Genomic DNA, 12,995 nt, shown 5'->3' with positions numbered 1-12,995 from the left:
GAGGTCCAACGATAGCTCGTCTCTGTCTTTCATTGGACCACTCCTGCACAAGGCCCTGTTTCTGCCAGGCACGAACCGGGATTCGGCCGCGTCCTGGGAAGTGGCGCGGCTCGACGATAGCGAAGCCGCTCGCGAGCGTATCCTTGACAGCGCCGCAGCGAGCGGCTCTGCGGTGGGACGCCGCGTGAGGTCGGGCGGGCGTATGGCTCATGCCGGATATTTGTTGAACACCTGCCATCCAGGCTCGTTTTGGAGGCCCTTGGAATCTACGGCAATTTGCCGTATCTCTTCGGGGAAGGAGTTAATCATGCCTAAGCCTGAATCCGACACCGCACGGCTGGAAGCGCGTATCCCAACCCATGTCTATGACCAGATGCAGCGCGCCGCTCGCCTGCGCGGTATGACCCTGACCGGCTATCTCATCGCCACCGCAGGCGAGGACGCCCGGCGCGTTGTCGAGGATGCCGAAATCATGCGTCTCGCACGCGCCGACCAAATCCGCTTCGCCGAAGCGCTGATCAATCCATCCAAGCCGAATGAGCGGCTGGCCCGTGCCGCGAAGCGTCACGGGGAGTTGATCGAACGCCGGTGAGCGCACGCTTTGTCATCGAGCCGCTGGAGAAGAAACACAGGCGCGCGGACTTTTCCTGCGGCAACGACCGGATCGATGCATATTTCCGTGAGGTCGTGTCGCAGGACGTGAAGCGCAAATACGCGACCTGTTTCGTCGCCAGAGAAATCACGACAGACCGGGTAGCCGGTTTTTACACCCTGTCCTCCAGCAACGTGCCTCTGAATAACGTTCCTGAGCCGCTGGCGAAGAGGCTGCCGCGCTATCCATCCGTTCCGGCCGTCCTGATCGGTTGGCTCGGCCGGCATGGTGACTATGCCGGGCAGGGACTGGGGGAAGCCTTGCTGTTCGACGCCATCAGGACTGTCGCGACTTCGTCCATCGGAGCGCATGCCATCTTCGCAGACGCCATCGATGACGAGGCAGCATCCTTCTATGCGACCTTCGGCTTCATGCCTTTGATCGAACGGCCGCGTACGCTCTACCTGCCCGTGGCGACAGCGTTGAGCTTGGTGTCAACGTGAACGGGCTGGCAACGGCGCTGATGCTCGCAGAAATCCAGGGACACGACGCCGCCCCGACCAGGTCGGAGCGGCGCCCACGTCGTCTCGCCGAAAACTATTCCTGGCCGACTTCCTTCCATACGCCGCCCTCTATCTTCGAGATGAATATGGCGTCACCGCCCTGGTGGTCGTTCGGCCCGTATTTGATATGGGCGTTCAGGATCGGGTCGTCATATTCCAGCGTTTCCATACCCTTCTGGAAGCTCTCCGGCGTCAGGTCCTTGCCGGCCGCCTCGAGCCCGTTGACCAAAGTGACCGCTGCCGCGCGGCCGAGCTGGGCCGCCGTGCCCGGGTCCTCGTTGAAGGCGGCCTTGTAGCCTTCGGCCCATTTCTTGAGCTCCTCGTTGCTGTCCAGCCGGTTCTCCAGGTCCGACCATCCGGCGGCGGCGTAGTAGCCCTCCGTCACGCCGCCCGGCACCTTGGCGACGGCCGTATTGAAGCCGGCCGACGAGCCGATGAAGGCCACATCGTTCCAGCCAAGCTTCTTGGCGGTGCCCAGGATGACGATCGTCTGGCGCACGCCGACGGCAGTCGCGACGATATCGCAGCCGGCTTCGCGCAGCTTGGTGAGCGAACCCACGAAATCCTGGTCGTCCGGCTTATGGGTCGTCTCGGCGGCGAATTTCAGCCCGAGCTCTTCGGCTTTTTCCTTGGTTCCTTCATAGACTTCGAGCCCGAAGTCGGACGGGAAATACATGGCGCAGACCTCCTTGGCGCCGGTTTCCTTCGCCAGGAACTCGATGCCGGCCTTGAGCTGATCGTAGTAGGAGGAAAGCCCGGTATATTTGTAGGTGATGTCGCCTTCGACCATCTGGCGCGCGGCGGTGAGCGGCGAGATGTTGGCGACCTTGGCCGGCTCCATCATCTTGAAGCCGGCTATGTTGTGCGGCGTACCGAGATTGAGGATCATCGCGAACACCTTGTCGGAGTTCACCAGCTTGTTGAAGTTCTGGACCGCCTTGGGCACCTGGTAGCCGTGATCCTCGACGATGAACTTGATCTTGCGTCCGTGGACGCCGCCCGCCGCGTTGACCTCGTCGAAATACTGCTGCGCGGCCTTGATAGCCTGGACGTTGAACGGCGCGAAGACGCCCGAGAGATCGCCGTTCGAGCCGATGACGACTTCGGTGTCGCTGACCCCCTGCTGCGCATAGGCAGCCGACGCCATTCCGGCGGCGAGGCCCAGCGCCAGGATCGATTTCTTGAATGCCGATTTCATTGCAAGTCTCCTCCGTGGTGTTTCAGTTCCCAGCATGACGGCAGGGTCGTGCCTAGCCGTACATCTCGTCGATAAGCTTCTTGTGCTTCTTCTCGACGAAGCTGCGCTTCAGCTTCATCGTCGCGGTCAGTTCCTCGTCCTCGGCGGTGAGCAGCACGTCGATCAGCCGGAAATCCTTGATCTGCTCGACCCGGGCGAAATCCCGATTGGTCTCGGCGACGACGCCCGCGATCAGGTCGCGCACCTCGCTCGCCGCGCAGAGCGACCTGAAGTCGCTGAACGGCACCCGCCTGTCCTGCGCGAATTTCTCGACGTTCTCCTGGTCGATCATCACCAGGGCGCTCAGGAATTTGCGCTTGTCGCCGATGACCACCGCATCGGAAATGTAGGGCGAGAATTTCAGCCGGTTCTCGATCTCTGCCGGCGTGATGTTCTTGCCGCCGGCGGTGATGATGATGTCCTTGGCGCGGCCGGTGATGGTGAGGAAGCCCTCGTTGTCGATCCGCCCGAGATCGCCGGTGCGCAGCCAGCCGCCCTCGGCAATCGTCTCGGCGGTCTTGTCGGGCTTGTTCCAGTAGCCCTGGAAGACATTGCCGCCCCGGTACAGGATCTCGCCGTCGGGTGCGATCCTCATCTCGCCGCCCGGCACCACCTTGCCCACCGTTCCGGTCTTGGCGTCCTCGATCAGGTTGAGCGAGATGACGCCGGAACTCTCGGTCATGCCGTATCCCTCGAGCAGCGTCACGCCGATCGCCCGGTACCATCTGAGCAGGTCGGGCGAAATCGGGGCTGCCCCTGTGGTTCCGCGCCGCAACCGGTCGAGGCCGAGCATGCGCCGCATGTTGTTCAACACCACGAAGTCCCAGAACGCATAGGAGGCGGCGACGCCGAGCGGCACCGCCTTCTTCTCCTCCAGATATTCGCCTCGCTTCATGCCGGCGGCGATGGCCTGGCGATAGGCCCAACGGCCGAGCGGCGTCGCTTCCCCGGCCATGATGGCGACGCGCGAATAGACTTTCTCCCAGACGCGCGGCACGGCGGTGAAGACATGCGGGCTCACCTCGCGCAGATTGTCGAACACCGTCTCCGGGCTCTCGGCGAAATTGACCGTCGACTTCAATCCTATCGGGATGAAGACGGTGATCAGCCTTTCGAGAATATGGCAGAGCGGCAGGAAACAGACCTGCTCCTCGGTATCCTTCACCGGCAGCGTCAGCAGCGAGCCGGCGATCGAGCACATGATGTTGCCGTGGGAGATCATGGCGCCTTTGGGCGGCCCGGTGGTGCCCGAAGTATAGACGAGAATCGCCGTTTCCTTGGGCTGCGACCGCGCGATCTCCTCCTCGAAGCGCTGCGGGTTCTCCTTCAGGAAGTCGCGTCCGATCCGGTAGAGGTCGTCCAGGAAGATCACCTTCTCGTCGGAGAAGCTGTGCAGCCCCTCCCGGTCGAAGACGATGACACGGGCGAGCCCCGGCACCTCGTTCTTGATGGAGAGATATTTGTCGAGCTGCTCGTCATTCTCGACCAGCAGGAAGCGGCTGTCGGAATCGTTGATCAGATATTTGAGCTGGGTGGCGGAGTCGGTGGTGTAGACACCGGAAACGATGCCGCCCACGGACTGGGTTCCGAGATCGGCATAGACCCATTCCTTGTTGTCCTCCGACAGGATCGACACGACTTCGCCGCGCTTCAGCCCGAGCGCGACGAGGCCAAGCCCGATCAGCCGCGCATGCTCGTAGAAATCGGTCCAGCTGTAGGAGAGCCAGATCCCGTAATCCTTCTCGCGATGCGCGACCTTGGCGCCGAGTTCCTGGCAGCGCGCCCGGAAGAGTTTCACCAGCGTGTCCGCGCCGTCGAAGAAATAGGGACCTTTGGTGAGGTCGGCATTGATGCTGTGCCCATCCACGACCGTCTGGGGCGGCATGTTGGCGGCAATGGTCATGCGCATGTCCTCCCGTATGTGTCATCGGCCTTGAGATGCCCCTTCGCCCGGCCTCCGCGGGGGGTCATCGCCAGGTCTTCCTCTGCTTCCAGCGCTTCTGGCCGCGCTGCGTCTCTTCCTGGACGCCCAGGTAGAATTCCTGGATGTCCTTCGATTCCAGCAGGCGCGGCGCGGTGTCGGCCATGACGATGCGGCCGAGTTCCATGACGTAGCCGTAGTCGGCCACCTCCAGCGCCACGCGCGCATTCTGCTCGACCAGCATCATGGTGACGCCTTGCTCCCGATTGAGCCGGCGCACGATGGAGAAGATCTCCTTCACGAGCAGCGGCGACAATCCGAGGCTCGGCTCGTCGAGCAGCATCACCCTGGGATCGCCCATGAGCCCGCGGCCGATGGCCAGCATCTGCTGCTGGCCGCCGGACAGCGTGCCCGCCGCCTGGCGCCGCCGCTCCGCGAGGATCGGGAAATAGGAATAGACCATCTCCTCGTCGCGCCGCACGCCGTCCGCGTCGGAGCGCGTGAAGGCGCCCATCCTGAGGTTTTCCTCCACGGTGAGCAGGGGAAAGACCTCGCGGCCTTCAGGCACATGGACGATGCCGGCCCGCACGACCCGGTCCGGCTCCTGGCCGGCGATGTCGCCGCCGCCATAGAGGATCTGGCCCTTTTGCGGGTTCATCACGCCGGAGATCGTCTTCAGCAGGGTCGTCTTGCCGGCCCCGTTGGCGCCCAGCACGGTGACGATCTGGCCGGCGCGGACGTCGAGGCTGACGCCGCGGATCGCCATGATCGGCCCGTAGAAGCTCTCGAGGTTCTTGACCGACAGCACGACCGCCTTCTCGGATGGCGTGGAATGGACCATCTGCAGCGCCGCCGTCATGCCACAGCCCTCTTCTCCTGATCGGAAACGCCGATATAGGCCTCGATCACCTTGGGGTCGTTCTGCACCTCGAAGGCCGAACCGAGCGCCAGCGCCTTGCCGTCGGCGAGCGCCAGCACGCGGTCGGAGACGGAGGAAACGAGATGCATGTCGTGCTCGACCATCAGGACGGTGATGCCCATCTCCCGCTTGATGTCTTCGATCCAGAAGGCGACGTCGAGCGTCTCCTCGACCGAGAGGCCCGAGGCCGGCTCGTCCAGCAGCAGCAGCCGCGGCTCGATGGCGAGCGCCCTGCCCATCTCGACCACCTTGCGCACGCCATAGGGAAGGCCGGCGATATGCTTCTCGCGATAGGCCTGCAGGTCGAGGAAATCGATGACCTTCTCGACGGCCTCGCGGTGCCTGCGCTCTTCCTGGCGCACGAAAGGCGTGAACGCCAGTTCGCTGACGAGATTGCCCTTGCGATGCCGGTGCCGGCCGACCAGAAGGTTCTGAAGCACCGTCGCCTGCTCGAACAACTCGATGTTCTGGAAGGTGCGGGCGATGCCGAGGCCTGCCATTTCGTGCGGAGCGCGCTGCAGGATGCTCTCGCCGGCAAAACGTATGTCGCCCTCGACCGGATCGTAGAAGCGCGAGATCAGGTTGAACAAGGTCGACTTGCCGGCGCCGTTCGGCCCGACCAGCGCGAAGACCTCGCCCTCCTCGACCGAAAAGGACACTTTGTTGACGGCGGTGACCCCGCCGAAGCGAAGCGTGACGTTGTCGATTTCGAGCAGGCTCATCGCATGCGCTCCGTTTTCAGATAGCTCTTCTGGCGACGGAACATGTCGCGGCGATAGAAGGGGAACAGTTCGAAATAGGTCCGGATCTTGACCCACCGGCCATAGATGCCCATCGGCTCGAACAGGATGAATAGGATGAGCAGGGCGCCGAAGATGGCCGATTCCAGGCCCGGTATGGCGACGGTGCCGCCCCCGAAGAGATTGCCGACCATGTCGCGCGAAATCGCGATCGCCTGCGGCAGGAGCGCGACCACGACAGCGCCGAAGAAGGCGCCGTGGATGGAGCCGAGCCCGCCGATGACGATCATCAGGAGGAGCTGGATCGAGATGATGAGATTGAAGGTCTCGTTGTTGAAGATGCCCGCGAAATGGCCCATCAGCGCACCGGCGAGACCCGTGATCGCCGTGGAGATGCCGAAGGAGACGGCCTTGGTCCTGGCGACGTTGACGCCCATGGCGCCGGCGGAGACCTCCGAATCGCGCACCGCCGAGAACGAGCGGCCGAGCGGCGTTCGCAGCAGGTTGCGATAGACCAGCACGACGAGCACGGTCACCACCAGCACCAGCCAGTAGAAACGGTCGGGCGTCGCGTAGCGGTCGATCTCCACGCCGAAGATCGAGATGGTGGGCGGAATGAGGCCGACGACCCCGTTGGTCAGCGGCTCCGCTATCACGATCAGGTCGTCGGTGAGGATGGCGAGCGCCAGCGTGCCGATGCCGAGATAAATGCCGTGCAGCCGGCTCATCGGCATCGCGATCAGCGCGCCGGCCAGGCCGGCGATCAGCCCTGCCAGCGGGAAGGACAGGATGAAGGGAAGACCGACGGGATCCTGCAGCAGGACATTTGCGTAGCAGCCCACCGCCAGGAAGGCCGAATGGCCGAGGCTCGCCTGTCCCGTATGGCCGACCAGGATCATCAGTCCCATGCCGGCGATCGCCCAGATCAGCACATTGGTGATCTCGCCCAGCCAGAAGGTGCCGAGCAGGAACGGCAGCACGATCGAAAGAACCAGCAGGCCCAGATACCAGGCCGCCTGCTGTCCGTGCCTGAAGAGGTTGATGTCGGCGTCGTAGGAGGTCTTGAAGACTGTCCGCATGGCTTCAGACCTTCTTCCTGTGGACCTGGGCGAGGATTCCGTGCGGCCGGAAGACGAGGATCAGGAAGAGCAGCAGATAGGGCATGATCTGCGAGTAGCCTGCGGCGATATAATAGGAGGCGAAGGGTTCGATCAGCCCCACGATGATTCCGCCGAGCAGCGCCCCGGGCAGGCTGCCGAAACCGCCGATCACGGCCGCCGCGAAAGCCTTGATACCGAGCAATCCGGTGGACGGGTCGATCGAGCCCTTGGAGGCGAACAGCACGCCGGCGATCGCCGCCACGGCTCCGGCCAGCGCCCAGATCAGCGAATGCACGCGCTTGACGGGGATGCCCATGTAGTAGGCCGCGAGCTGGTTCTGCGATGCCGCCTGCATGGCGATGCCGAGCTTGGTGGCGTTGAAGTAGAAATAGAGCACGATCGTCAAGAGCACAGTGACGAGGATGACCGCCACCTCGTCCAGCCCGAGCACCAGCCCGCCGAGGCGGACGTCGACGCCGGCGATCGGCGATTCCAGCGATTTCGGTTCATGGCCCCAGATCAGGCCCGCGGCGAACCGCAGCACGAAGCCGAGTGCGATGGTCAGCATGATCACGGCGATCTGCGACTGGCCGAACATGCGCCTCAGCACCAGCATGTCGAGCAGGTAGCCGAACATGCCCATGAGGAGAATCGCGATCGGAACCGACAGCCAGAAGGGCAGGCCCATGAATTCGGAATTGGTGAGACCCAACGTGATGAAGGCGCCGAGCATCATGAAATCGCCCTGGGCGAAGTTCACCGCTTCGGTTGCCTTGTAGATCAGCACGAAGCCGAGCGCGATTAGACCATAGACACAACCATTGGCCAAGCCGCTGACAATGAGCTGCAATACGTCCAAGACGTTCTCCTCCCGATATTTGCGTCCCGGTACTTGCGCGATCTTTTGCGCCGCGCTTCGTCCCGACTATAGGCTACCCGTTCCCGCGGGCAACCGACGATTTCATACGACTTATGGTGCTTTGGCGACGTTCCCTGCTGTGACGAAAGTCTCTATCCTCGATGCGCCGGTCACGGCGCGATGAACACCTTTCCGTTCGGCTTGGCGAGTTCGCCCGGAACCCGTGCCACGGCGTCGGCAAGCGGCACCACGGCCGTCACGTCCGTCTTCCAGCGGCCGTCGGAGAACCGCTTCTGGGCCTCCACCACGGCAGCCACACGGCGCTCGGCCGAGCCGCGCATCCATTCGGTGAGCCAGAAGCCTTCGATCCGCTTGTGCTGGAAGATGAGATGGCCGGGCTCGCGGATGACGGTGGCGTCGGGATCGAGCCGTCCGTAGATGATCCAGCGCGAGCGCTTGGGCATGGCATCGAAGATTGCCGAGGCGAGCGGCCCGGTCACGGCGTCGAGGAAAACGCGGGGCTGCTCGGCCTTCATCACCTCGCGCAGCGCCGTCTGGAAGTCGGCCGCTTCGGCATTGAGCACATGGGTGGCGCCGGCGTCCTTCAGAAGCGGGATCTGGTCGTCGCGCCGCACGATCGCGATCGGACGGAAGCCTTCATCCCTGGCCACGCCCATGATGAGCTTGGAGAGCTGGCTTGCCCCGGCGGTCAGGACGAAGGCCTTCTCGCCCTCCTCACGCACGATGCCGAACATGGCGATCGCGGTGAGCGGATTGACGATCATCGCCGCGCCGTCGGCGTCGCGCACCGTATCGATCAGCGGGATGCAGGCGGCGGCGTCTGCGACCGCATAGTCGGCCCAACTCCCCCAGTTGCTGAGCCCCGTCGCAAAGGCGACCCGCTTGCCCGCAAGGCTCTGCGCCAGGGGATCGGCTCCCGCCGCCACGACCGTGCCGACGCCCTCGAAACCGGCCGGCTGGCCCTTGAGGCGCGGCTGGCCGTACATGCCCTTTAAGAACATGACGTCGGAGGGATTGATCGAGGCGAGGCTCACCTTGATCAGAAGCTGCTTCGGCCCGGGCGACGGAACGGCGATCGTGCCATATTCGACATAAGGCTCCATGGCCTCCAGGACGGTGCCGGAGGGAACCGCCGCGTAGCCGTCGCCCTTCAGGAGGAGCGCTTTCATTTCCGAGGGAATGGCCATCATCGGACCCCGCTGGACAGAGTTCAAGGCTTGAGGATCAGCTTGCCGACCGCCCCGCGGCCGAGCACGCGCTTCAGGACATCGGACGCGCCGGACAGCGGATAGGTCCCCTCGATCACCGGCTTGACCTTGCCGGCGAGATACCAGCCGATCAGTTCCTGCATGTTTTCCGTATAGGTCTTCGGCTCCTTCTGGGTGAAGGCGCCCCAGAACACGCCGACGATGCTGAAGCCCTTGACCAGGGCCAGGTTGACAGGGAATTGAGGGATCGTACCGGAGGCGAAACCGATAACGAGCAGCCTGCCGTCCCAGGCCATGGAGCGCGAAAGCCCGTCGAAGGCGGCTCCGCCGACCGGATCGAAGGCAACATCGACGCCCTTGCCCCCGGTCACTTCCTTGAGCCGCTCCTTCAGGTTCTCATAGCCGATGACGATGTCGGCGCCGGCCTGCTGCGCCGTCGCGCGCTTTTCTTCCGAAGAGGCGACGCCGATGACCGTCGCGCCCATGATCTTGCCGATCTGCACGGCGGCGATGCCGGTGACGCCAGACGCGCCAAGCACGCAAAGGGTCTCGCCGGGCCGAAGCCTGGCGCGCTGCTTCAACGCATGGTGCGACGTTCCGTACCCGCACATCAACGCGCAGGCGTCCTCGCTGGAAAGCCCCGTCGGCAGCTTCATTACCGTGGCCTCGGGCGCACCCACCTTCTCGGCATAGGCGCCGATGGAGGAAAGCGCCGCAACGCGGTCTCCCGGCTTCACCGACCGGACGTCGGGGCCGATTGCGGTGACGGTCCCAGCAACTTCCATGCCGGGCACGAAGGGCAGCGCCGGCTTCATCTGGTAGAGACCCTGGACCAGCAGGCCGTCGGGAAAGTTGACCCCGATCGCATCGGCGGCGATCACCACTGTCGAGCCCTTGGCTTCGGGCTCCGGCCAGTCGGCATAGTCGAGCTTCTCGACCGGTCCATATTCGCGGGCGACGATCGCCTTCATCTCAGCCTCAAACCTTTTCCTGCGTGTATTTGCGCAACTCCTCGCGCGCCACCTGGCGGCGGTGCACCGCATCCGGCCCGTCGGCCAGGCGCAGCGTGCGAAGATGCGTCCACGACCGCGCCAGCGGCGTATCCTGGCTGATGCCCTGCGCGCCGAACATCTGGACCGCCTCGTCGGTGACCTTCAGAGCCATGCGTGGCGCCACGACCTTGATCTGGCTGATCCACGGCGCGGCCGCCGCCCTGTCGCCCTGGTCCATCATCCAGGCCGCCTTCAGGCAGAGCAGCCGGGCCATTTCGATCTCCATGCGGCATTCGGCGATGATGTCGTAGTTGGCGCCGAGTTGCGCCAGCGGCTTGCCGAAAGCCTCGCGCCGCATGGAGCGGCGGCACATCTGCTCCAGCGCCATTTCGGCCTGGCCGATGGCGCGCATGCAGTGATGGATGCGGCCGGGCCCGAGCCGGCCCTGCGAAATCTCGAAGCCCCTTCCCTCGCCGACCAGCAGGTTCCCGGCCGGAACACGCACATTCTCGAAGCGCAAATGCAGATGACCATGCGGCGCATCGTCGTCGCCATAGACCCTCATGGCACGCAGCCTGGTGATGCCTTTCGTGTCCGACGGCACCAGGATCATTGAATGCTGCCTGTGCTTCGGCCCGTCATGCGCGGTGCGCACCATGACGATATAGATGGCGCAGCGCGGATCGCCTGCGCCCGACGACCACCATTTCTCACCGTTCAGCACATAGTCGTCGCCGTCGCGTTCGCAACGCATCGAGATGTTGGTTGCGTCGGAGGAGGCGACATCGGGCTCGGTCATCAGGAAGGCCGAGCGGATCTTGCCCTCGAGCAGCGGCTTCAGCCACTTCTCCTTGTGCTCGGCGCTGCCGTAGCGCTCGAAGACTTCCATGTTGCCGGTGTCGGGTGCGGAGCAGTTGAACACTTCCGCGCCGAGATGGGCCTTGCCCATCTCCTCGGCGAGATAGGCATATTCGACGGTGGTGAGCCCGTATCCCCGTTCCGAATCGGTCAGCCAGAAATTCCACAGGCCGCGCTCGCGGGCTTTCGCCTTCAGCCCTTCGAGGATCTCCGTCTGGCGCGGCGTGAAGGCCCAGCGGTCTCCGCCCTTGCCGACTTCGGCCAGGAATTCCTCGTCGAGCGGCATGATCTCCTCTCGGACCATGCGACTCACTCGTTCATGGATCGGCTTCAGCCGTTCCGTCATGCCGAGATTCATCTCCGACATCGTTCAGTCCTCCTTGGCGCCGAGGCCGCGCAGCGCGAAAGTCACGATTTGCCGAACGATCGCCGCAACATCCTCCTCGGTCTCGCCGGGACGCGGCGTGTACCAGAAGATCGGCGAGTTCAGGGTTATGAACATGATCTGGTTGGCAATGCTGATGTTCTCGAAACGAAAGACCCCGGCCTCGCGTCCTTCGGCAAGAATCTCCCGGAAGATGCGGCCGTAGTCGGTCCGGTATTGCAGTAGCGCGCCCAGGACCTCGCGCTGATGCGGCGTGGTGGCGCCGCGCAGATGCAGTTCCACCCCTTCCCAGACCGCCCGCTGGAACTGCCGGGTCGCGACCATCTGGTTGACATGGGCATTCGCCATCTTGATCCACTTCTCGAGCGGGCCGAGGGGAAGGTTCCTGTAGGGTTCGACGGCAGCGTAGTTCATGTCCATGCCGGTGCGGTAGACATCGGCGAACAGGTCGGCCTTCGATGGATAATAGTGATAGATCCGGCCTTTGGTGGCGCCGAGGCTGCGCGCGACGTCATCGATGGAAGTGGCGTTGTAGCCATGCTCCATGAAGCAGTTCGCCGCCGCCCAAAGGATGTCGGCGCGTGCGCTGTCCTGGATATGCTCCCTGACGCTGAGCGTCATGCGGCTCGAATCCTCCCTCGCCGTTCACCGCCCGCCCCCATATCGCCGCCTCGCGGCCTCCGGGGGTCTTTACGGACAATCAAATGATGAACATACTACCCGGTATGTTGTCAACGCGGCCGCAACGGGCGTCCGGAAAAAACAGCAGGCGAGGAGGATCGATGTCATATCTGGACGAACTCTTTTCGGTCTCGGGCAAGACCGCGCTGGTGACGGGCGCTGCAACCGGCATCGGTCGCATGGCGGCGACGGCCCTGGTCAAGGCGGGCGCCGATGTGATGATCGCATCGCGCAAGGGCGGCGACTGCGAACGCGTCGCCGACGAGCTCAACGCGCTGGGCGCAGCGGGCAAGGCCATGGGATTTGCCGGAGACGTCGGCACTGAAGCGGGCATCGCGGCGCTGGTCGAGGAGGTGAAGCGCAGGACGGATCGGCTGAACATCCTCATCAACAATGCCGGCGTGTCCTGGGGCGAGCCGCTAGCAACCTTCCCCTACCACGCCTGGGCCAAGGTGCTGAACGTCAATGTCACGGGCCTATTCCACCTGACGCGGGAACTGCTGCCGCTGCTCGACAAGGCGGCGAGCGACCGCGACCCCGCGCGGGTGATCAATCTCGGCTCGGTCATGGGCACGCAGCCGCTCGCCGACGACGCCTACTCCTACACCGCCTCGAAGGCTGCGGTGCATCATCTCACGCGCACCCTGGCCAATGAGCTCGCGGCGCGGCGCATCACGGTCAACGCCTTCGCTCCCGGTCCATTCCAGAGCCGCATGACGGCCTTCGCCACGGCTACGGACGATCAGGCGGCAAGGATCGGCGGGCATGTCCCGATCGGCAGGATCGGCGCGCCGGATGACATTGCCGGCGCGACGCTGTATCTGTGCAGCCGCGCCGGCAGCTACGTGACCGGCGCGATTGTTCCGATCGACGGCGGCCAGTCCGTCCAGCATGGAATGACGCTGTTCAAGGAATGACC

Annotated in this window: 13 protein-coding genes; 3 read left to right on the top strand and 10 right to left on the bottom strand. The window is 64.0% G+C overall.

What is annotated here, in order from left to right; genetic code table 11:
• Positions 1 to 307 precede the first annotated feature (307 nt).
• Both JN280_RS13735 and JN280_RS13730 read left to right on the top strand, forming a co-directional pair.
• Positions 308 to 592 carry a type II toxin-antitoxin system TacA family antitoxin gene (locus tag JN280_RS13735; RefSeq protein WP_202312888.1) on the top strand — a complete coding sequence of 95 codons (285 nt, stop codon included), beginning with the start codon at positions 308 to 310 and terminating at the stop codon, positions 590 to 592.
• A complete protein-coding gene (locus tag JN280_RS13730) occupies positions 589 to 1,095 on the top strand; it encodes a GNAT family N-acetyltransferase (RefSeq protein ID WP_202312886.1) in 507 nt (168 codons plus the stop codon). The genes JN280_RS13735 and JN280_RS13730 overlap by 4 nt, the downstream gene beginning before the upstream one ends.
• Positions 1,096 to 1,189: 94 nt before the next feature.
• On the opposite strand, the gene JN280_RS13725 is transcribed toward JN280_RS13730, so the two are convergent.
• From JN280_RS13725 to JN280_RS13680, 10 genes are all read right to left on the bottom strand, one after another.
• A complete protein-coding gene (locus tag JN280_RS13725) occupies positions 1,190 to 2,353 on the bottom strand; it encodes an ABC transporter substrate-binding protein (protein WP_202312884.1) in 1,164 nt (387 codons plus the stop codon).
• Between the two features lie 52 nt (positions 2,354 to 2,405).
• Positions 2,406 to 4,295, bottom strand: a complete 1,890-nt coding sequence (locus tag JN280_RS13720; RefSeq protein ID WP_244743306.1) for an AMP-dependent synthetase/ligase — start codon at positions 4,293 to 4,295, stop codon at positions 2,406 to 2,408.
• Between the two features lie 64 nt (positions 4,296 to 4,359).
• Positions 4,360 to 5,154 carry an ABC transporter ATP-binding protein gene (locus tag JN280_RS13715; RefSeq protein ID WP_446720845.1) on the bottom strand — a complete coding sequence of 265 codons (795 nt, stop codon included), beginning with the start codon at positions 5,152 to 5,154 and terminating at the stop codon, positions 4,360 to 4,362.
• Between the two features lie 14 nt (positions 5,155 to 5,168).
• Entirely contained in the window at positions 5,169 to 5,954 is a 786-nt protein-coding gene (locus JN280_RS13710; RefSeq protein ID WP_202312880.1) for an ABC transporter ATP-binding protein, read from the bottom strand.
• The gene (locus JN280_RS13705) at positions 5,951 to 7,051 is read right to left on the bottom strand and encodes a branched-chain amino acid ABC transporter permease (protein ID WP_202312878.1); all 1,101 of its coding nucleotides are present in this window, start codon (positions 7,049 to 7,051) and stop codon (positions 5,951 to 5,953) included. The genes JN280_RS13710 and JN280_RS13705 overlap by 4 nt, the downstream gene beginning before the upstream one ends.
• Positions 7,052 to 7,055: 4 nt before the next feature.
• Positions 7,056 to 7,931 (bottom strand): branched-chain amino acid ABC transporter permease, encoded by an 876-nt coding sequence (locus tag JN280_RS13700; protein ID WP_244743304.1) that lies wholly within the window; start codon positions 7,929 to 7,931, stop codon positions 7,056 to 7,058.
• 170 nt (positions 7,932 to 8,101) lie between these two features.
• Positions 8,102 to 9,139: a zinc-binding dehydrogenase gene (locus JN280_RS13695; RefSeq protein WP_202312876.1), complete on the bottom strand. Its 1,038-nt coding sequence runs from the start codon at positions 9,137 to 9,139 to the stop codon at positions 8,102 to 8,104.
• 23 nt (positions 9,140 to 9,162) lie between these two features.
• Entirely contained in the window at positions 9,163 to 10,131 is a 969-nt protein-coding gene (locus tag JN280_RS13690; protein ID WP_202312874.1) for an NADPH:quinone oxidoreductase family protein, read from the bottom strand.
• 7 nt (positions 10,132 to 10,138) lie between these two features.
• Positions 10,139 to 11,377 carry an acyl-CoA dehydrogenase family protein gene (locus JN280_RS13685; protein ID WP_202312872.1) on the bottom strand — a complete coding sequence of 413 codons (1,239 nt, stop codon included), beginning with the start codon at positions 11,375 to 11,377 and terminating at the stop codon, positions 10,139 to 10,141.
• Between the two features lie 3 nt (positions 11,378 to 11,380).
• Positions 11,381 to 12,016: a TetR/AcrR family transcriptional regulator gene (locus tag JN280_RS13680; RefSeq protein WP_202312871.1), complete on the bottom strand. Its 636-nt coding sequence runs from the start codon at positions 12,014 to 12,016 to the stop codon at positions 11,381 to 11,383.
• A gap of 161 nt (positions 12,017 to 12,177) precedes the next feature.
• On the opposite strand from JN280_RS13680, the gene JN280_RS13675 reads away from it, so the two are divergent.
• Entirely contained in the window at positions 12,178 to 12,993 is an 816-nt protein-coding gene (locus JN280_RS13675) for an SDR family oxidoreductase (protein WP_202312870.1), read from the top strand.
• Positions 12,994 to 12,995: the final 2 nt, after the last annotated feature.

The organism is Mesorhizobium sp. L-8-10 (genome assembly GCF_016756635.1).
Classification (GTDB): Bacteria; Pseudomonadota; Alphaproteobacteria; order Rhizobiales; family Rhizobiaceae.
The sequence above is the reverse complement of the archived record's forward strand: the minus strand, read 5'-3'. Positions and strand labels throughout refer to the sequence as shown.